At 67.1% G+C, this 18,991-nt stretch carries 16 protein-coding genes, 2 tRNA genes and 1 riboswitch; of the genes, 15 read left to right on the top strand and 3 right to left on the bottom strand.

The features are described 5' to 3' along the window. Positions 1–4 precede the first annotated feature (4 nt). Entirely contained in the window at positions 5–1,132 is a 1,128-nt protein-coding gene (serC, locus tag FOC40_RS02865; protein ID WP_003795711.1) for a phosphoserine transaminase, read from the bottom strand. A 173-nt stretch (positions 1,133–1,305) separates the two neighbouring features. Here serC and FOC40_RS02870 point away from each other — a divergent pair, with 173 nt between their 5' ends. The 8 genes from FOC40_RS02870 to FOC40_RS02900 all read left to right on the top strand — a co-directional run bounded on the left by FOC40_RS02870 (position 1,306) and on the right by FOC40_RS02900 (position 9,785). Further along, complete coding sequence (locus FOC40_RS02870; RefSeq protein WP_039929589.1) at positions 1,306–1,983, top strand: metal-dependent transcriptional regulator; 678 nt, start codon at positions 1,306–1,308, stop codon at positions 1,981–1,983. A 224-nt stretch (positions 1,984–2,207) separates the two neighbouring features. Next, positions 2,208–2,360: riboswitch (cyclic di-AMP (ydaO/yuaA leader) on the top strand. Between the two features lie 2 nt (positions 2,361–2,362). After that, a complete protein-coding gene (locus FOC40_RS02875; RefSeq protein ID WP_331251209.1) occupies positions 2,363–3,112 on the top strand; it encodes a C40 family peptidase in 750 nt (249 codons plus the stop codon). Between the two features lie 133 nt (positions 3,113–3,245). Then, the gene (locus FOC40_RS02880; RefSeq protein WP_039929470.1) at positions 3,246–4,178 is read left to right on the top strand and encodes a universal stress protein; all 933 of its coding nucleotides are present in this window, start codon (positions 3,246–3,248) and stop codon (positions 4,176–4,178) included. A gap of 153 nt (positions 4,179–4,331) precedes the next feature. Beyond that, a tRNA-Arg gene (locus FOC40_RS02885) sits at positions 4,332–4,404 on the top strand. A 15-nt stretch (positions 4,405–4,419) separates the two neighbouring features. Beyond that, positions 4,420–4,644: an EamA family transporter gene (locus tag FOC40_RS10650; protein ID WP_003795702.1), complete on the top strand. Its 225-nt coding sequence runs from the start codon at positions 4,420–4,422 to the stop codon at positions 4,642–4,644. A 9-nt stretch (positions 4,645–4,653) separates the two neighbouring features. Next, complete coding sequence (locus FOC40_RS02890; RefSeq protein ID WP_003795700.1) at positions 4,654–5,337, top strand: DMT family transporter; 684 nt, start codon at positions 4,654–4,656, stop codon at positions 5,335–5,337. Positions 5,338–5,362: 25 nt separating this feature from the next. Next, positions 5,363–9,571 (top strand): hypothetical protein, encoded by a 4,209-nt coding sequence (locus FOC40_RS02895; RefSeq protein ID WP_003795698.1) that lies wholly within the window; start codon positions 5,363–5,365, stop codon positions 9,569–9,571. Next, positions 9,564–9,785: a hypothetical protein gene (locus FOC40_RS02900; protein ID WP_003795697.1), complete on the top strand. Its 222-nt coding sequence runs from the start codon at positions 9,564–9,566 to the stop codon at positions 9,783–9,785. The genes FOC40_RS02895 and FOC40_RS02900 overlap by 8 nt, the downstream gene beginning before the upstream one ends. Before the next feature lie 129 nt (positions 9,786–9,914). Here the strand turns inward: FOC40_RS02900 and mscL are convergent, their stop codons facing one another. Beyond that, positions 9,915–10,328 (bottom strand): large conductance mechanosensitive channel protein MscL, encoded by a 414-nt coding sequence (gene mscL, locus FOC40_RS02905; protein WP_003795695.1) that lies wholly within the window; start codon positions 10,326–10,328, stop codon positions 9,915–9,917. Positions 10,329–10,614: 286 nt separating this feature from the next. Beyond that, positions 10,615–11,259 carry a 5-formyltetrahydrofolate cyclo-ligase gene (locus tag FOC40_RS02910; RefSeq protein ID WP_003795694.1) on the bottom strand — a complete coding sequence of 215 codons (645 nt, stop codon included), beginning with the start codon at positions 11,257–11,259 and terminating at the stop codon, positions 10,615–10,617. A gap of 40 nt (positions 11,260–11,299) precedes the next feature. Between FOC40_RS02910 and FOC40_RS02915 the strand changes: the two genes are divergently transcribed. From FOC40_RS02915 to FOC40_RS02945, 7 genes are all read left to right on the top strand, one after another. After that, positions 11,300–12,223 carry a UTP--glucose-1-phosphate uridylyltransferase gene (locus FOC40_RS02915; protein WP_016460371.1) on the top strand — a complete coding sequence of 308 codons (924 nt, stop codon included), beginning with the start codon at positions 11,300–11,302 and terminating at the stop codon, positions 12,221–12,223. A gap of 5 nt (positions 12,224–12,228) precedes the next feature. Further along, positions 12,229–13,455, top strand: coding sequence for a gephyrin-like molybdotransferase Glp (gene glp, locus FOC40_RS02920; protein WP_003790664.1), 1,227 nt, complete (start codon positions 12,229–12,231; stop codon positions 13,453–13,455). After that, positions 13,452–14,150: a GNAT family N-acetyltransferase gene (locus tag FOC40_RS02925; protein ID WP_003795691.1), complete on the top strand. Its 699-nt coding sequence runs from the start codon at positions 13,452–13,454 to the stop codon at positions 14,148–14,150. Before glp ends, FOC40_RS02925 begins: the two co-directional genes overlap by 4 nt. Positions 14,151–14,524: 374 nt before the next feature. After that, positions 14,525–15,274, top strand: coding sequence for a hypothetical protein (locus FOC40_RS02930; protein ID WP_231126053.1), 750 nt, complete (start codon positions 14,525–14,527; stop codon positions 15,272–15,274). Positions 15,275–15,538: 264 nt separating this feature from the next. Then, a tRNA-Ala gene (locus FOC40_RS02935) sits at positions 15,539–15,614 on the top strand. 1,505 nt (positions 15,615–17,119) lie between these two features. Beyond that, complete coding sequence (locus FOC40_RS02940; protein WP_231126054.1) at positions 17,120–17,854, top strand: hypothetical protein; 735 nt, start codon at positions 17,120–17,122, stop codon at positions 17,852–17,854. 156 nt (positions 17,855–18,010) lie between these two features. Then, complete coding sequence (locus FOC40_RS02945) at positions 18,011–18,913, top strand: fructosamine kinase family protein (protein WP_155844113.1); 903 nt, start codon at positions 18,011–18,013, stop codon at positions 18,911–18,913. The last annotated feature ends 78 nt before the right edge of the window (positions 18,914–18,991 follow it).

Here is an 18,991-nt window from a genome sequence, read left to right on the forward strand (position 1 = left end):
GAGACTAGAGCGCGCGCTCCAGGCAGTAGTCGATACAGGCGAGGAGTGCCTCCACGTCCTCGATCTCAACGCTCGGCCACGTGCCGATGCGCAGCTGGTTGGTGCCCACGCCGCGGTAGGCACCGATGTCGACGATCCCCCGCGCGCGCAGGTGCGCGGCCAGCTCGGAGGCGCTCGCGGCCTCGTTGATCTCGATCGTGGCGGTCACGGGGGAGCGCCACGCCGGGTTGTCCACGAAGGGGCGTGCGGCCAGGTTCGCTTCGGCCCAGTCGTAGATGAGGGACGAGGCCTGGGTGCAGTGTGCGCTCACCGCGTCCATCCCGCCGCGCTCGAGGAGCCAGCGGACCTGACGCTCCGCCATCACGATCGTTGCGAGCGCGGGAGTGTTGAGCGTCTGGTCCTTGCGCGAGTTGTCGATGGCTGCGGACAGGGAGAGGAACTGTGGGACCCATCGCCCGTCGGTGCTCTCCTCGACGCGGCGGGCGCGCTCGACGGCGGCGGGGGAGAGGACCGCGACCCATAGGCCGCCGTCGGACCCGAGGGCCTTTTGGAGGGAGAAATAGTAGGCGTCGACCTGGGTCAGGTCGACGGGTGCAGCCCCCGCGATCGACGTGCCGTCCACGAGGGTGAGCGCGTCGGGCGCCTCGACCCGGTAGACGGGGGAGGTGACGCCGGTGGAGGTCTCGTTGTGGGGGTAGGCGTAGACGTCGATGCCCTCTGAAGCCCCGCGCGGGGAGACGGTGACGAGAGATCCGTGTGCGGCCTCGTCAATGAGGGGGGCGGTGAGGTGAGGTGCGTGGACGGCCTCGGAGGCGAACTTTGCGCCGAATGCGCCCCAGGAGCCGAACGTCGCGCGCGAAGAGATGAGGCACGCGCAGGCCACGTCCCAGAATGCGGAGGCGCCGCCGTTGCCCAGGACGACCTCGTAGTCGCTGGGGACCGACAGAAGGGCACGCAGCCCGTCCTTCAGCGAGGCAACCACGTCTCGCACGGGGGCTGCGCGGTGGGAGGTGCCCATGAGGAGAGGGGCGGAGAGCGCCTCAATCTGTGCGGCGCGCACCTTGGAGGGGCCGCAGCCGAAGCGTCCGTCAGCGGGGAGGAGGGCCTGGGGGATGTCGGGGAAAGCCACCATGGCAACAGACTAGTCTTCTCGGGCAGGGTATTTCCATCACGTTCATTAATCGAATTATCGTGAGGGCCCCCACGCCGACACGCCCGTTTTTCCGCATCAACGCGTCGTTGCTCTTGCGGGAAGGAAGGTGACCCTATTCTGTGTTTATCACCTACCTGATGAAGGAGGCCGACGTGGCAGACCTGATCGACACCACCGAGATGTACCTCAAGACCATCCTTGAGCTCGAGGAGGATGGGGTCACCCCCCTGCGTGCGCGCATCGTCGACCGCCTGGGGCACTCCGGCCCGACGGTCTCGCAGACGGTCGCGCGCATGGAGCGCGATGGCCTGCTGCATGTCATGGGCGATCGTCGCCTCGAGCTGACTGACACTGGCCGGGCGCGCGCCACCGAGGTGCTGCGTAAGCATCGCCTGGCCGAGCGTCTCCTCCTCGACGTGATTGGCATGGACTGGGCGCAGGTGCACGACGAGGCGTGCCGCTGGGAACACGTGATGAGCGACGCCGTCGAGGCACGCCTGGAGGAGCTGCTCAGCAATACGTGCGTGGACCCCTACGGCAACCCTATGCCTGGCTGTGCACCGCTGGAGGGCGCCTATTCTGCCGAGCTGGCGGTGCGTTCGCTCGAGGCGGGGGCGCTCACGCTGGCGCGCATTGGCGAGCCGATTCAGGCGGACGCGGAGCTGCTTGCCTCCTTCGATGAGCTGGGCCTGCGTTCGGGTGCGCGAGTGGGCCTCTCTGCGCACGGTGACGTCGTGCGTGTCGCCGCTCTCGACGAGGCCGGCGAGGTTCGCGGTTACCTGACGATCCCGATGGCGCTGGCCGCGCACCTTTTCGTGCGGGATGAGTGAGCGCTGACGATTGACGAGGCCGGGGCGATAAGCCCCGGCTTTTGTCGTCTACGGGGTGTGTCTCGAATCGCGAAACGTGTGAGGGGACGGGGTTTTTCCTGAGATCGCGGGACGCAAATGTCACGGAATGGTAACGATGAGGATTGTCACTGTTACCAGAACGTGACATTGGTCGGGTGATCAAGGTATAGTTGCTGTCGGTCATCAGACCACCCGCCCATTCGGAACCCGAAGTGAGACGACGAATGGAGCGGAAAAATCGTCTCACGCGGGGAACCCAGATGTGGCTCCTTGAGCCTTGGGGTGAAGCTCGCACGCCGAGCCGGACCTCCCGTCCGAACCCGACAGCTAACCTCGCAGGGAAACAGGGAGAATATGAGTGAAGACTATTAAGCCTGCTCCGCGTCACCGCATGGCACGTCGCCCGCTGACCGATTCCGTGGTCGAGGGTGTGAACGTTTCCGGCACCGCTCGTCCGATCGCTTTCGCGTCGGCCGCCGGTGTTGCGCTGACCGCGATTGCCGCCGGCGTTGCGAACGCCGCCCCGGCGACCCCCCAGTCTGAGCCGCAGAGCGCTGACCTTAACACGACGACCGTCGCCGTCGATGACGTGACCACCGTTGAGGTTCCGGACATCGAGTGGACCGCTGAAGAGGACGTCACCGCTTCTGCGACCGCTGAGGCTCCCGCGCCGACCCCCGCCGCCGCGACCCCCGCCGCCGATCAGTCCGACTCGGCTGCTTCCCGCTCGGAGACCCGTTCCGACGCGACCTCCGACACCTCCGCTCGTCAGGCCACCCTGAACGCGGCCGGCGGTGACATCGTCCCCGTCGCCCTCGGCCTGACCGGTATCCCCTACGTCTACGGTGGCGAGACCCTCGGTGGCCTCGACTGCTCCGGCCTGGTCAAGTACGCGTACGCGGCTGCCGGCATCAACCTGCCACACTCCTCGTCCGCTCAGGCCGCTGGCGGTACCATCGTGTCCGACCCGCAGCCTGGCGACATCGTGTCCTACCCCGGTCACGTCGCCATCTACATCGGCGGTGGCCAGATGGTTGAGGCCACGGTGCCCGGCCGTCTCTCCCAGGTCTCGCCGGTCCGCCCTGGCGCCACCTACGTGCGCTACTGAGCCTGCGATACATAGCTGATGATCCCCGCAGCCCCTACGGGCTGCGGGGATCGCTGTTTGTGCTCGGGTTGGGCTTTCGCGGATCGTTAAAATGCGGCACAATATAAGTGACTGCCACCACGAGGAGGACATCATGAGTTCTACCGAAGTCATTCTGGTCGGTGTCGATGGCTCGACGGAGAGCCTTGCCGCCGTCAAATGGGCCGCTGATCGCGGCGCGCGCACCGGAGCGCGTATCCATTGCCTGTGCACCTACGCGCTGGCCTCGTACTCAGCGGCCGCCCTGGACGGCGGATACGCCGTTCTCGACGATGAGGCCCTGAAGGCGGGCGCCGAACAGGTCGTCGAGGAGGCGAAGGCCCTGGCTCGCGAACGCGGAGCGACGCATGTCTCCGGTTCGACTGAGCCCGGAGACCCGGCGGGGGTGCTCATCGACTTCTCCGCCGAGGTGGACATGATCGTTGTCGGTTCCCGCGGCGGTGGCGGATTCGCTGATCGTCTCCTCGGTACCGTTTCGTCGGCTCTGCCAGCCCACGCGAAGTGCCCCGTCGTCGTCGTTCCCCGCCACACCTCGGGCAAGAAATTCACGCCCGTCGAGCGCGTCGTCGTCGGTATCGACGGCACCGATCAGCCCTCGTGCGCGCTCAAGCGCGCGATCGGCGAGGCCCGCCTGTGGGATGCGCGCCTGACCGCGGTGTCCGCCGTGCCGATCGCGGTGGGCCCGTCCGTCATGACGTGGACCCCCACGGGCGTCGATCACTCGGCCCTGCTCGCGCAGGTGCGCGAGGGAATGGACGCCGCGATCGCCGCCGCCCTGGATGGCGATGACATGCACGTCTCCCGCCACGCCCTCGACGGCTCAGCGGCATCGCTGCTCATCGAGTTCTCCACCGCGGTCGACCTGGTGGTCGTCGGCACCCGCGGGCGCGGAGGGCTGGCCGGTGTGCTCCTCGGTTCTACGTCGCAGACGGTGCTCGGTCACTCGACCTGCCCGATCATGATCGTTCCCTCCGCTCACCTCGGGGATGCGGGAACGGCCGTGCACACCGAATGGGAGCGCCGTTAATCGCATACGTTCACGAGGCCGGGGTCCGAAGCGTGGGTACCCCGGCCTCGTCCGTGTGTGGAGGCGAATATTCGCCGGGGTGAGGCTCCCCGCACGGCGACGCAGGGCAGCGGTGCGCGCACTTTGCTACAGTGGGCGCGGACAACTTGTCACGCCCTCGTAGCTCAGGGGATAGAGCACCGCTCTCCTAAAGCGGGTGTCGGACGTTCGAATCGTCTCGGGGGCACAGTAGAAGGACGCTATGCGCAACGCCCTTGGGTATCTCGTGACCGTCGTGGCCGCCCTGTGTTGGGGCGCCTCCGGCGTCTCCGCCGACTACCTCATGGAGCATCACGGCATCGAGCTGACCCTCATCAGTTTCTTCCGTATGTTCGTCTCGGGCATCCTCGCCCTCGTTTACGTTCTCGCGCGCTCGCGCGGGGTATCCGCTCGTCATCGAGAATTGGTGTCCTCATCTCGCAACTGACGAGACCTTGTGATCTACGCGGTTTTTGGGCTCGCGGCCTGTCAGATCACCTACATGGGGGTGATTCGCGCCTCGAACGCGGGCACCGGCACCGTCCTTGAGTACCTGGGCCTCATCCTCATCGTCGTCTGGGTGTGTCTCACCCACAGGCGATGGCCGCGTGCCTCCGAGGTGATCGCCATCGTCCTCGCCGTGACCGGCACCTTCCTGCTGTGCACGCACGGGTCGCTGGACTCCCTCGTTATCACGCCCACCGCGCTCGCCTGGGGAGCCGTCGCTGCGCTCACGCTCGCGACATACACACTGCTGCCCGCTCGGCTTATTGCGGCCTATGGCGCGGACGTCGTCGTGGCATACGGCCTCCTGATCGCCGGTGCGTGCGTCGGCCTGGTCGGTCGAGTGTGGCGTTTCCACATCACCTGGACGCCCGACGTCGTGCTCGCTATGTTCAGCACCGTCGTCCTCGGCACCGCCGTCGCCTCCACCGCCTTCCTGTGGGGCGTGGACCGCATTGGGCCCGTCAAGGCCTCGCTCATTGGGAGCCTCGAGCCCATCGCCGCGACCGCCTTTTCCGCCCTCGTCATGGGAAGCTCCTACACGGGCATCGACATCGCCGGTATGGCCCTCATCGTCGGCGCCGTTGTGACCATTTCCGTTGTCGACCTCCTCCGGGCGCGCCGCGTCACACAATAGGGCGGTGCTGCCGTAGGGTTAAAACGTGGTTCCTAGTATCTTTTCGCGCCGTTCCGCCCCTGAGCCCGAGGCCCCCGAGGCTTCGTCCACCTCGACGCACCCGACCACCCTCGTCGGCTCTGCGCGCGAGAAGTGGCGCTCACGTCTCGACCAGGACATCGCCGCAGACTCCACGTCTCTGCCGACGCTGTCCCTGTCCGGCGCGCACCCCGGAGGCCTCGCCCAGCTCTACACGGAACACCCCGTACGCCTGAGCCTCCTCATCCGCGAACCCATCGCCCTGGGCCGCGCCCTCGAGCGCGCCCGGTCCATCATCGCACGCTCCGAGCAGCGTGCCTCCGCGCACGGCACAGGCCCCATCCACCTGGGAATCGGCACGGCCTCGTGGCGCAACGGAACCGACGCCGTCACCGTCCCCGCCCTGCTGCGCCCCGTGCGCCTCGTGCGTCGCGACGACGACGTGCTCATCGCGCTCGGACGCGGCGGCCTGCTCGCTCCCGAACTGGCCGAGGCACTGCGCAGCCACGGCCTCGACGTGGACGGGGACACGATCCTCGCCCAGGCCAGCGGAGCCCACGGGTTCTCCTCCTCCCAGGCGATGGCCGCCCTGCGCGATGCCTGCGCCGCCCTGCCCCGCTTCGAGGTCCGCGACGACCTCGTCATTGGCCTGTTCTGCCACCCGGCCGGCGCCCTCGCCGCCAGCCTGGCCGAGGACGTGACAGCCCTCGAGGACTCTCAGGTGATCCGCGCGCTCGCGGGCGACCAGGACGCGCGCAACGACCTGCGCTCCGAGGCTCCGGTCCCCAACCCCGCCGACCGTGACCCGTGGGCAGAAAAGGGCGTCGGCGACCTGATTCCCTCCCAGCAGGACGCGGTCGAGGCCGCCTCCGGCGGTCGAAGTGTCTTCATCGACATCCCCGCGCACAGCGACGACGCCTCCGTCGTCGCGGCCATCCTCGCGGACGCGGCCGCCACTGGTCGGTCGGTCCTGCACGTGTCGACCTCCCCGTCACGTTCGATCGCCGCCTACACGCGCCTGGCCGATCTGGGCCTCGCCGACATCGTCGCCAACATCGATGGCTATTCCGACGCGCGTAAGACCCTCGCCGCGCGCGTGAGCGCCGCAATGGAGGACACCTCGCCCGTCGTTGACCAGGCAAGCGTTGACGAGATGCGTGCCCGCCTGCGTCAGGTGCGCGGCCAATTGGCCTCGTACGTGGCCGAGCTCCACCAGCCCTACGGCCGCTTCGGCGTGTGTGCGGCCGACGCGCTGCGTGCTCTCACGGACCTAACGAGCGGCGAGAATGCGCCCACGACCCGCGTGCGTCTGGACGAAAAGACCCTCTACGAGATTGCGGTCGATCAGGGTGAGAGCGCCCGCGCCCTACTGCGTGAGGCCCTGGCGTCTGGGACCCTCAAGGGCTCCGCCTCCTCCGCGTGGGGCAACGCCGTCCTGACCTCCGACGAACAGGCCTCCGACGTGCTGCTGCGCGTCGACCGCCTCTCCAAGACCCTGCCCGAGCTGCGCGTGCGCATCGCGACCGTCGCCGGCGAGGCCGGCATCAAGCCCGCCGGCACGCTCGCCCAGTGGGACCGCCAGCTCGCCATGTTCGACGGCATCGCCGACCTCCTCGACGTATTCCTGCCCCGCGTGTTCGAACGCAGCGCCGCCGATATGGTGATCGCAACCGCGCCCAAGCAGTGGCGCAAGGACCACGATATTTCGATGGGCCGCTCCGAGCGCAACCGCCTCGTCAAGCAGGCCCAGGACCTCGTGCGCCCGGGCGTGCACGTTCCCGACCTGCACCGTGCCCTCATTCGCGTCCAGGAGCGCCGCGACGCGTGGTGCGCGGTCTGCGGCGACGACTCGTGGCCCATCCTCCCCGCGAAGATCGGCGAGATTTCGGCCCTGACGGATGCCGTGCGTGATGACCTTGACGCCATCGCCCCCGTGTTCGCGGCGGAGGAGCCGGACCTGGTGGGCACCCACCTGCAGCGCCTGACGACCCTCATCGAACGCTGGGCCGGCGACACGTCCGCCGCTCGCGAGGTGCCCGCGCGCCTTCAGATGCGTGAGCGCCTGGCCGCTCACGGCCTCGACAAGCTCGCCCAGGACCTCGCCGATCGCGAGGTCGAAGACGCCGCGATCGATACCGAGCTCGATCTTGCGTGGTGGGCCTCGCTGCTGCGCGCCATGCTCGCCTCCCAGCCCGCGCTCGGCGGGGTGGACCCTGCCTCCCTCGAGGACCTGGCGCGTGAGGGGTGCGAGCTTGATGAGGCTCAAGTGGCTTCGCTCATCCCGCAGGCCATCACGGGCGTGCGCCGAATCCGCACGAACGCCCTGGCGGCCCGACCCAGCCAGTACGAGGAGCTGCACGACCTGCTCGCCGACGGAACGGCTCCCTCCGACCTGGACCTGCTCACGTCGTACCCGCTCGTGCGCCACCTGCTGCCCGTCCTCATGACGGTGCCCGCGATGGTTCCGGCCCTTGCGCCGACGGGACGTACCGTCGACGTCGTTGTCCTGGACGGCGCTGACGGCCTGCCGCTCGCCGAGCTGGCACCCATCATCGCGCGTGGCCACCAGCTGGTTGTGATCGACGATCTGACCGGCGCCTCGGAAAGCGGCGCGACCCGCGAGCTGGCGGGCGTCCTGCCGGTCGTGCGCGTCGAGCCCGGTCCGCGCCGCCTCAACGATCAAGTCGCCCTGCTGCTCGCCCGCTACGGCTACGAGCACGCCGGTATCCCCGTCCCGTGGACCGCCGCGAACGCGCCCGTGTCCGCCCGCTGGGTGGAGGCGACGGGCATGCCCGCGCCCGGTGCGCACGCGATCGAATCGACCGCCGCCGAGGTGCGCGCAGTTGTCGACGCCGTCATCGAACACGCGGTCGAGGCCCCGGAGCGTTCCCTCGCGGTCGTCGCCCTGTCCGAGCGGCACACGCAGCGTATCCGCGAGGCCCTGGAGAGCGTGAAGGCCGACGAGCCCGGCCTGGCCTCGTTCTTCGATCCCGCGACCCCGGAACCCTTCGTTGTCGTCGGCCCCGATCAGGTGGCTGGCTTGACCCGCGAATCGCTCATCCTGTCCGTTGGGTTCGCGAAGACCCCGCACGGGCGGGTCATTCACGACTTCGGCGTCCTGTCGAGCGAGGAGGGCGCGGATGCGCTCGCCGAGGTCCTGCGCGTCGTGCGCGGCGACCTGACGCTTGTCTCCGCCCTGCACAGCGCGGAGATTGACCGTGACCGCCTGGGCCACGAGGGCTCGCGTATGCTCGTCGACCTCCTGGAGATTGCTGAAGGCCACGCGGGCGAGGGCATGGACGCCTGGCCCGTCCTGGCCGGTGAACCGGATCGCCTGCTCGTCGACCTTGCCGAGCGCCTGTACTCGCGCGGCCTCGAGGTTGTCGCGAACGTCGGTATCCCCGGCGGCATGCGGATCCCGCTCGCGATCGGTCACCCGGAGTCTCCGGGGCGCCTGCTCCTCGCGGTGCTCACGGATGACGAGGAGTACCTGGCGGAACCCAGCCAGCGCGTGCGCGACCGCGCCCGTCCCCGCTGGCTCGAAGCCCAGGGCTGGGCGGTCTACACCGCCCTGTCGATGCCGCTGTTTATCGACCCCGACAAGGAGGCATCGCTCGTCGTCGATGCCCTCCTGGATGCGCTTGAGAAGCTGCGCGCCACCGACGACGAGCCCGTCGTCGAGGTCCCCGAACGCATCGCCGATGACGAGGCCGCGGACGAGCGCGTCGAAGAGCGCGCGGAAGAGGCTTCCTCCGGTGACGGTGACGAGGGGGCGGACGAGGCTGAGGACTCCTCGGACGCCTCGGCCCCGCGCATGCCGATGCTGGACGACGGCCTCGACGAGGAATCCAAGCGCCGCAAGAAGGCCGACGAGGACACCACCGGCATGCTGCTGGCGATCAAGCGCAAGGAGCGCGCCTCCGAGGAGAACCGTGGGCCTCGCCCCGCGATCGCCAAGGGCCTGCCGCTGGCCGCCTACTCCGACGACCAGCTCGACGAGATGGCCGCCTGGGTGCGTTCCGACGGCGTCGAGCGCACCGACCTGGAGACCGCCGAAGAGCTGCGCGAGGCCCTGGGTATCACCCGACGCGGCTTCCAGTCCGACGCGGTCCTAGGCAACGTCGTGCGCCGCACGAAGCCCGCGGCCAGCGCGCAGGAATCTGACGAGGCTTCGGCCTCCGATGACGCGCAGCTGGAGGACTCCTCCGATGAGTGAGACGACGCCGCGTAAGCGTCGCCGCGTCGCCCGCTACGTGTCCGACGTAGACCGCCGCCTTATCGAGGAGGGCCTGCCGCCCTCCTGGGAGGATCGCGTGCGCCCCGAGGACACGCGCCCCGGTTCCATGGCTGATGCCCCCGACCGGGGCGACGGCGCCAACGACGCGCAGCTGCTTGAGAACGTCCCGCCGCACGCGCAGGTGCGGGCGTAGGGGGTTGGTGCGTGAGCGCGAGTGTTCTTCGCTGGAGCGGCGCTCTCGTGTTGTGCTGATACAAAAAGGCGGGGCCGATGCGACAAGCATCGGCCCCGCCTTCGTCCCTCACGAGGAGGGATCAGATGCTCAGTGGCGCGGCGTGCCCTGGGCGAGGGCGTCGCGGATCTCGGTGAGGAGCTTAACCTCGTCGCTCTCTTCCTTGTTGGCCTCGGCCTCGGCCTCATCGGCGGCGGCCTGCTTCTTCATGCGCTCGTTGAGGGCGTTCATCGGGACGATGATGCACAGGTAGAGCGCGATGGCCATGAGCAGGAAGTTGATGACCGCGGAGATCAGGACGCCGAACTTCACGTCGGTGCCGTTGAGGGTGAGGATGAAGGCGTCCGAGAAGTCGGGCTTGCCGATGACTGCGGCGATGAGGGGGTTGATGATGCCGTCGACGAGGGCGTCGACGATGTTCTTGAAGGCGGCACCGATGATGACACCGACGGCGAGCTCGACGACGTTACCGCGAGAGATGAATTCCTTGAATCCCTGGATCATGTTGTCTCCTGTGAGAGCGGCCGGGTGAGCCGGCAAGTCTGAACTGCCGAAAGTCTCGGCGTGGCGGCTTTGTGCCGCCGGGGAGCGCGCTCCCTGCTGGCGCTCCTTCACAGCCCCTCACCCTAGTGTGGACTAAGGTCGCACGACAGTGCTTAGGAGGTAATCTTCATCGCATTTTTGTAATTCGGTCAGTGAGGTGCGGATTTAGGCCGAAAAGTCCGCTGTGAGAGGTATGTGACAAACGGGTGCTGGCGTTGTGCTTAACAGGAAAAACCCCGAAAAAGGCTTATCGGAGGTTTACTGCGATCGTCCGTGTCGGCGTCACAATTCCGTCGACGGGAACGTCGTGAGGCTCCGCAGGAATTATCTCGGCCTCCAGTACCTCATCGTCGAAAATCACCGCAACGACCGGGGTGCCGGGGGAGCGGTGCGTGAGCGCGCGGTCGTACCAGCCTCCTCCCTGGCCGAGGCGAGTCCCGTCCGCGGACGCAGCGAGCCCCGGAATGACGATCAGATCGGCCTCCTTGAGCGACTCCGCGCCCAGCACCTCACCGCTCGGCTGAGCGGGTGGTCGCCCGAGCGTCACCAACGCCTGGCCCGGCTCCCACAGTCCCCAGCGCGGTGCGCCGAGGGGAGCCCCGGCCTCGTCGAGGAGGACCGGGAGGAGCGCACGTTCAAACAGCCCGAGCGCAAGGGACATGTCGGGTTCGAGGGGGGTGGGGACGAACAGTGCGGGCAGGGTGACTGCGCCCATCGACGAGGCTAGGGTGCGAATCTGGTGAGCGAGCCCTTCCGCTTCGGCGCGGTCGCGCACCGGGATCGGGGACTGGTTGAATTCTGTGGCTAACGGGGCCTCGACCGTGGACGTGCCCGCGCGCCGGGCGCGGCGCCTGCTACGCACCTCCGCGCGGAGAGTTGTTTTTGTGTCCATCGTCTCCCTCTCGGGCGTTTTCTTCGCTACTCTGTGAAGTATGTCAGATAAAAACCAGCCAGTAGTGCACGCTGTCGTTCCCTCGGCCGGTCGCGGAACCCGCTTCCTGCCTATCACGAAGTCCGTGCCCAAGGAAATGTTGCCCGTCGTCGACCGTCCCTCGATCGAGTACATCGTGCGCGAGGCCACGGATGCCGGCATCGAAGACATCCTCTTCGTGACCCGCGCCGGCAAGCAGTCGATCGAAGACTACTTCGACGCCGAACCCGGCCTCGAGGCCGACCTGGAGAAGGCCGGCAAGGAGAAGGCCCTCGAATACGTCAACGAGTACAAGAAGTACGCGCGCGTCCACTCCGTGCGCCAGGGCCACCCCCTCGGGCTCGGTCACGCGATCCTGCAGGCCAAGTCCCACGTGGGCGACGCCCCCTGCGCGGTCCTGCTGCCCGACGATCTCATGGAGCCCGGATCGCAGCTGCTGCGCAAGATGATCCAGGTGCGAGGCGCCCTGGGCGGCACCGTCGTCGCCCTGCTGAAGGTCACCCCTGAGCAGGCCACCGCCTACGCGTCGACCGCCGTCGAGGTCCTGCCGATTCCCGAGGGCGTCGACCTCGAAGAAGGCCAGCTCATGCGCATCACCGACGTCACCGAGAAGCCCCCGCTCGAAGAGGTCAAGTCCGAGTACGCGGTCGTCGGTCGCTACCTGCTCGACCCGGCCGTGTTCACGGCCCTCGAGAATATCGAACCGGGCGCCGGTGGTGAGTATCAGCTCACAGATGGGTACGCGCGCATGATCGACCTCCCCGAAGAAGAGGGTGGAGGGTTGTACGGTGTAGTCATCGACGAGCGACGCTTCGACACCGGGGACAAACTCGGCTACCTCGAAGCTAACGTCACGCTCGCCCTTGAGGACCCGGCGCTTGGAGCGGAACTCAAGGAGTTCCTGCGCTCCAAGCTCGAGGACTAACAACTATGCGAAGCGTTGCCGACTTCTACCAGGACTGCATGGCCGTTGCCCACGCGCTGCCGCCGCTTGACGTTCAGCTCGCTGACGCGGTCAGCTGCGTGCTCGCAGAGGACGTGCAGGCCCCCTTCAACCTCCCGGTCGCCGACCTGTCGGCGTGCGACGGATACGCCGTTCGCATCCGTGACTGTGAGGGAGCCACCCTGGAGTCGCCGGTGACGCTTCCCGTCACCGAGGAGATCCGCGCTGGCGCCGTCGACCCGGCGGCCCTCGTGCCCGGCACCGCGATCCGCATCGCGTCCGGCGCGCCCATGCCCTCCGGCGCCGAGGCCGTGGTCTCCCTCGAGTTCACGGATCACGGCATCGCCCAGGTCGCCCTGCGTACCGCCCCCGCCAATGGGGAGAACATTCGCCGCCGCGCGGAGGATGTTGCGCAGGGCGACACGGTCCTGCGTTCGGGTACTCGTATCGGTGCCCGCCAGATGGCGCTCCTCGCCGGCGTGGGCCGCGACCGCGTGCTGGTCCACCCGCGCCCGCGCGTCGTCATCATTTCGATCGGTGACGAGATCGTCGAGCCCGGCGGCGAGGCCCGCCCCGGCACCGTCTTCGACGCGAACGGTCACGCCCTGTCGACGGCGGTCGCTGACGCCGGTGCACAGACCTTCCGTGTCGCCGCCGTCCCGGACGAGCGTGCTCGCCTGCGCGAGACCATCGAAGATCAGCTGGTCCGCGCGGACCTGATCCTGACGACCGGTGGCATCTCCTACGGCAGCGGCGACACCGTCCGTGAGGTCCTCGGTGCGCTCGGAACGGTCCGCTTCGACAACGTCGCCGCCTGGCCCGGCCACATCATGGGTGTGGGTACCGTCGGCGCCGAGGACGGCCAGCCCGGCACGCCCATCGTCTGCCTTCCCGGCGACCCCGTCTCCGCCCAGGTCTGCTTCGAGGTGTTCGTCCGCCCCGCGCTGCGCCACATGCAGGGCTGGACCGCCGTCAACCGCCCCGTCGTGCGCGCCGCCATCGACCGCTCCTGGTACTCTCCGCGAGGCCGCCGCGAGTTCGTGCGCGTGCGCCTCACCGGCTCCCCCCGCTCCGGCTACAACGCTGCCGTCATGGGCACCCCGGCCTCGCTGTTGCTGTCCGCGCTCGCGGATTCCAACGCTCTCGCGGTCGTCCCCGAGGACGTGACGACGGTGCGCGCGGGTGACCGCCTGCAGTGCCTGGTTCTCGAATGAGGCATCTGTTCCGTCGCTCCCCGCGCGTGTGGGGCCGCGACATTGAGATGCTCACGCTGCGCGTGGCCGACCCGGTCGGCCGCGACTTCCTGCGCAGTGGCACCGAGCTGAATCCGCGCCCGCACGAGCTTGTCGTGCGCCCCGTGCACGGCGAGGAGCATCGCACGCTCGACGCCGTGCGCCGCACCGACGGGCACTGGCTGCGCCCGTGGGAGGCGACCCTGCCCCCGGACACGCTCGAACACATTCCGACGTTTTCGCAGTACATGCGTCGCGCTGATCGAGACCATCGCGAGGGGACAGGCCTGATCTTCGGCGTCCAGATCGATGGGCGTTTCGTCGGCCAGTTCTCCATCTCCAACGTGCACTGGGGTGCGATGTCGACGGGCATGCTTGGCTACTGGATCGTCTCCGAATGGTCGGGGCGAGGTCTGGGATCCCTGGTAGCGGCGCTCGTTCTCGACCTCGTCGTCGGCGAGTTGGGGCTGCATCGCGTCGAGGTGTGCGTGCGTCCCGAGAATGAGCGTTCCCTGGGCGTGTGCCGAGGCCTCGGCCTCGTGGAGGAAGGGCTGCGTCCGCGCTTTATGCACATCGGTGGGCAGTGGGCGGACCATATCGCGTTCTTTATTGATGCTGAGTCCCTGCCTGAGGGTGGCCTCGTGCGACGTCGGTGGGGGAGTTCGGCGATCGACTGAGTCAGAGGCTTTCTTTGCTTGCTGAACGGTGCATGTGGGGCAAATGTTACAGGTGTGACACCTGTGGTTACTTCTCTTTTTACCGAGAGGTTTGAGAGCCCGACACGCGCCCATCGCACAAAGCGCAGCGTCACAAACGCCCGTACTTTGTGAGGGTGGAGATTGGTGGACTCGTCATTGCAGCGATATTCGTCGCGCTCATCGCGACGGTACCGTCGCTCGTTGCACGCAGGACAGCAATCGTTCAGTCTCGAGAAATTGACCGTTTCTCTCCGAGGCTGCGCATGATCCACACGAATGAGCCAGAATTAGACACATGCGACCACGCCAGCGGAACCATCCTGGCGCGGGGCGCATTGACGAGCGGAGGCAGCATGCACCAGGGCACCACGGGGCGCACGCGTCCCGTTATCGACCGTCGCAACAACAAGGCGGTCCGTGAGATCGCGAAGCTGCGTGCCCGTCGCGCCGCCCGTCTCGCCGCCGAAAGCGCCGCTGGCCGCCGCCGCATGGTCGTCACCGGCGTGTGTGCGCTCGCGACCGTCGTGCTCGGCATCGTGATCGCAGCGACCTCCATCGCGTGGGTATGGATCGCCATCCCGGCAGCCGCGCTCGTCGCGTCGCTGGCTACCTCCCGCGTCGCCGCCGTGCGCTCCCAGCGCGCCTCCGAACGTGAACTTGAGCTGCTGACCAAGCTTCGCGGCGACGTGCGCGGCGCTGGGCGTCCCACCGCTGCCGCTCCTGCGGATACTCAGGCTTCGTCTTCCATTTCGGAGGAGGTTTCCGAGGTAGTCGAGGCCACGGAACCCCAGACCGGCTCCGTCCCCTCCCTCGTCTTTAATGTCGAGGTGCCCGAGGTCGTCGAGGTCGCTGACACCCCGGCCCGCGCATGGACCGTCGCGCCGATCCCCGCTCCGACATACGCGTCGCGCGAGCGCGTGCGCGGACGCATTGTCCACGCCGACACCGACCTGCGCGGCATCCCGCGCATCGCCGCCGCCGTCCCGGCGCGCCCGATCGCACAGACCGCCCAGGTGGGCGCCCGCTCCACCGCCGAGGTCGTCGCCGATCAGGCCGTCGCCCTGGACCTGGATGCCGTCCTGGACGCGCGACGCGCCCAATAGGGGACCTCTCAGCTGCTGATGCCGCGCCGCGGGCCTTCGGGCTCGCGGCGCGGTCGTTTATCCGGGCTCGTGGGTGGCTGGTGCGGATGCGTGCGTTCAGAGAAGTAGGGGTGTCGTCCCTCGTGGAGTGTTCGCAGTGGGGTGCTCGTTAATGCCGCGCTGCCTGCCTGTGGCCCTTCTCGGTTCCCTCTCCGTGTCATGCCGCACGCGGCGGTGGTCGGCTTGCATGGCCGATTGTGATGGTGCTAAGCTGTTTGAGTCCTTGGGGCTATGGCGCAGTTGGTAGCGCGTCTCGTTCGCAATGAGAAGGTCGGGGGTTCGAATCCCCCTAGCTCCACCACAGGCCGACATCCGATCCGGATGTCGGTTTTTTGTATGCCTGGGTGTTGTTGGGGTGGTGCGTTGTTGTGGCGCCGCTGGTGTTCCGGGCGCCGTCGGGCCCGGCCGCGTGGCCGGGCTGCTTGGTGTGCCCGTGGGCGGCGGCCTTCCTGCATTATGTTGCTTGAGGCCCCACGGGTGTTCCGGGCGCCGTCGGGCCCGGCCGCCCGCGAGATCGCCACACGCGAGCCTAAAGGCTCGGAGTGGTCGATCTCGAAGCCCGCCCGTACCCTCCGGACCCTCCGGCGCCCTCCACACCGGCGGCGCCTGCGGTGCTGTGTGCGGTGGCACGTTGTCTCCAGACCCGCCCTGGCCCTACCGCCGCCCACCGGCACCGCGGCCAGGCCCCACCGCCGCCCACCGGTGCGTTCGGGAACTCTCGTGAAACCGTCATCGCCTTTGCTGGCGCGTGCTCCGTCTCTGGTGAAACCGACGGCACCATTGCGAGCCAGATACACCCGTTTTCGGCGCTATTTCATCGAGCAAAGGCGTCGTGGGTTTCATGGAGGCGTCCTGAGGTCCCTGCATTGGTGTTGATGGTTTCATCTCACGGCGCGGTAAGCAGCGTGGGCGCGATAAAGTTCGCCCAGCGCGACCTGTCAATGCCGATAGCGCGACAATATTCGCCCAGCGCGGGCAACATGGCCCAAAAGGGGCGTTTTGTAGCCTGCCGGGCGAGTTTCTTTGCGCGTGTGGGCGGGTGGGCTGTCTGTTGGGCGAACTCTGTCGCGCCCTCTGGTACTGCAATCAGGCCTCGATGTCCTCCACCGGCCATGAGGCCAGGCCGTCCCGTGCGTCACTGCCCTCTATCCCGGCGAAACCAGTCACGTACGCGGATAGGTTATTGCGACATGGATAGGTTATGAGGATGCGGATAGCTTATTAACCTATCCGCGTTCCGATAACCTATCCGCATCAGGACAACCTATCCACGTAGGTACAGGTGTGGTCCTCGCGCGCTCGAAGCGCCGACGGTGGTGGGGTTTTGCGCCATGCGAAGCCCTCTGGAGGCGTTTCGCCGGCGTGTCGGAGCCTTGGATGGCGCAATTCTCCCCCGCTGGGTGGCGTAGGGCCGTGGGCTGGAGCGTTGTTGTTGCCAACGTGCATACCCGTTGGGCGAAAAGCGCCCAACGACGACGGTTTTGGCTGAATGGGTCTGCGCTTTGGCGGATTCATTGTCTCGCGTGGTGTGTTGTGTGCACGTGGACCCTTGAATATGCGTGTTAACCCTTTGATGCGCACGTTAACCCTTGAGTATGCACGTGGGCGGCGCTGCCCGCGCGCAGATCATCGGGTTCACGTGCGAGTCCTTGGGCCACAGTGTGCGCACAAGAGGGTGCCCAGATCCGGTTACGTCTGACAACGGTTCTTTGTCTCTTGTCCCCGTTCCTAGCCCGGAGTGCGCAACGTAACCAGCAATTGTGTGGGGCTGCGAAGGTTTTCTGGTTGCCCTGGTGATGCAACATCTTGGAAAGCAATCATCGATTGGATCTTTCAATTGGCTTTGAGGAGTTAATCGAATGGATAGCATTGACAACCATGAACACAGTGTCCTGGGCCGAGTCTGTCGCTGCATGGTCGTCCTTTGCGACTGCCGTTTTTACTTTGGGGCTACTAGTTGCAGCGGTGTGGGCCGGCTTCACAGCTGTATCAGCTATGCGCGCCTCGAAGGCAGCGAGTAACGCAGCTGCGGAAGCCAATGAGCAGATGAAATTGGATAGCATCGCACAAACGCGTCCATACGTGTATGCCGATATTGTTCCGAGTTTGGCTGGACGTCGTCATTTTGATCTTCGGATCACGAATGTCGGTAAGACAGCTGCGAGAAACTTGCATATCCAATTCGACAACTGGCCGGAAAAGATCGATGACGTGGCTGAACACGTTAAGATCCTTTTTGAGACTGAACGAACTCTGCCTCCTGGCTGCTCGATTCGGACTTACTGGCGCCTCGAGGGCAATTTTTCAGATGGAACGACCGAAGCTGGGATGCCTAAAGAAGGAACGATCGAGTTGTTCTATGGCTCTGATGATCCAGCAGCGCCGCAGTACCAGGAACAATACGAGGTTTTGATCTTCCGTTCGGGTCTATTTCCTGTAGCGGAGGATGGGCCGGAACCCGACAATCTGCATGGCACAGAGCGTAGCTTCTATCTTCTCGGTCAAGCCATCGCCCGCTCGATAGGGAACTTGAGTCGTTAGCGATCCACTCTCGAGCGGACGACCTGCAACTTTTCTGAGCGTTGGAGGAGTCCCGGATGCCTCGCATAACCCTTGATATCGTGGACTCGTCGCGTGCTGAAGCGCCAAGAGACGAGGGAGCGCCGCAGCTTCCACGCAGATAGGAGGTAACACACGATGGACACCATCAGGAAAGCGGATAGCCGCCGCGGGCGGATCGCCTACGAGGTCGCGGGCCTCGCGTGGCTGGCCGAGGCCTCGGACCCCGGGGCAGCCGTCGTGCCCGTCCTCGATCTCGGCGCGACGTGGCTCGAGGAACCGCGTCTGGTCTCCGTCCCTCCAACTGCCGAGGCCGCCGAGCGGTTCGGCCGCGCCCTCGCCCACACGCACGCCGCCGGCGCACCCCACCTGGGCGCGCCACCGCCCGGGTTCGAGGGCGACGGGTGGATGGGGGAGGCTCACCTGACCTTGCCTCGGCATGCCCACAATGACGACAATGGCGACAGACATCATGCGGGCATCGGTGTGCCCAGTGATGCGGGCCATCCCGGCCGCCCTGCGCGCGGCGAGACAGCGCACGACCGGGCCCCGGCCTCGTGCCGATCCTGGGGTGCCTTCTACGCGCGCGAACGCATTGCCCCCTACCTGTACGCCCCGGCCTTCAGTGCGTCCAACAGGACTCTTATCGAGCGCCTGTGCGAGCGCCTCGAATCTGGTGCGCTCGACCACGGCCAGCCGCGCCTCGTCGCCGACGCGATCGCCCGTACCGGAGGCGTCGGCGCGGCCCGCACCCATGGCGACCTGTGGAGCGGAAACGTCATGTGGACCCCCGAGGGTGCCGTCCTCATCGACCCCGCCGCGCAGGGCGGCCACGCCGAGGAGGACCTGGCGGCGCTCGCGGTCTTCGGCTGCCCGCACTACGAGCGCATCCTCGCCGCCTACAACGAGGCCTCGCCCCTAGAGGACGGCTGGCGCGAGCGCGTCGCCCTGCACCAGATGCACATCATCATGGTCCACTGCGCGCTCTTTGGCCGCTCCTACGTGCCCGAGGCGGTCTCGATTGCCCGACGCTATAGCTAGAAGGGGATGCCTTCGCGCTGGGCCGGAGTGCATGGTGCGCTCCGAATGACTGCGATACGGCCGATTGTTGACCCCGTG

The organism is Schaalia odontolytica (assembly GCF_009730335.1).
GTDB classification, from domain to species: domain Bacteria; phylum Actinomycetota; class Actinomycetes; order Actinomycetales; family Actinomycetaceae; genus Pauljensenia; species Pauljensenia dentiphila.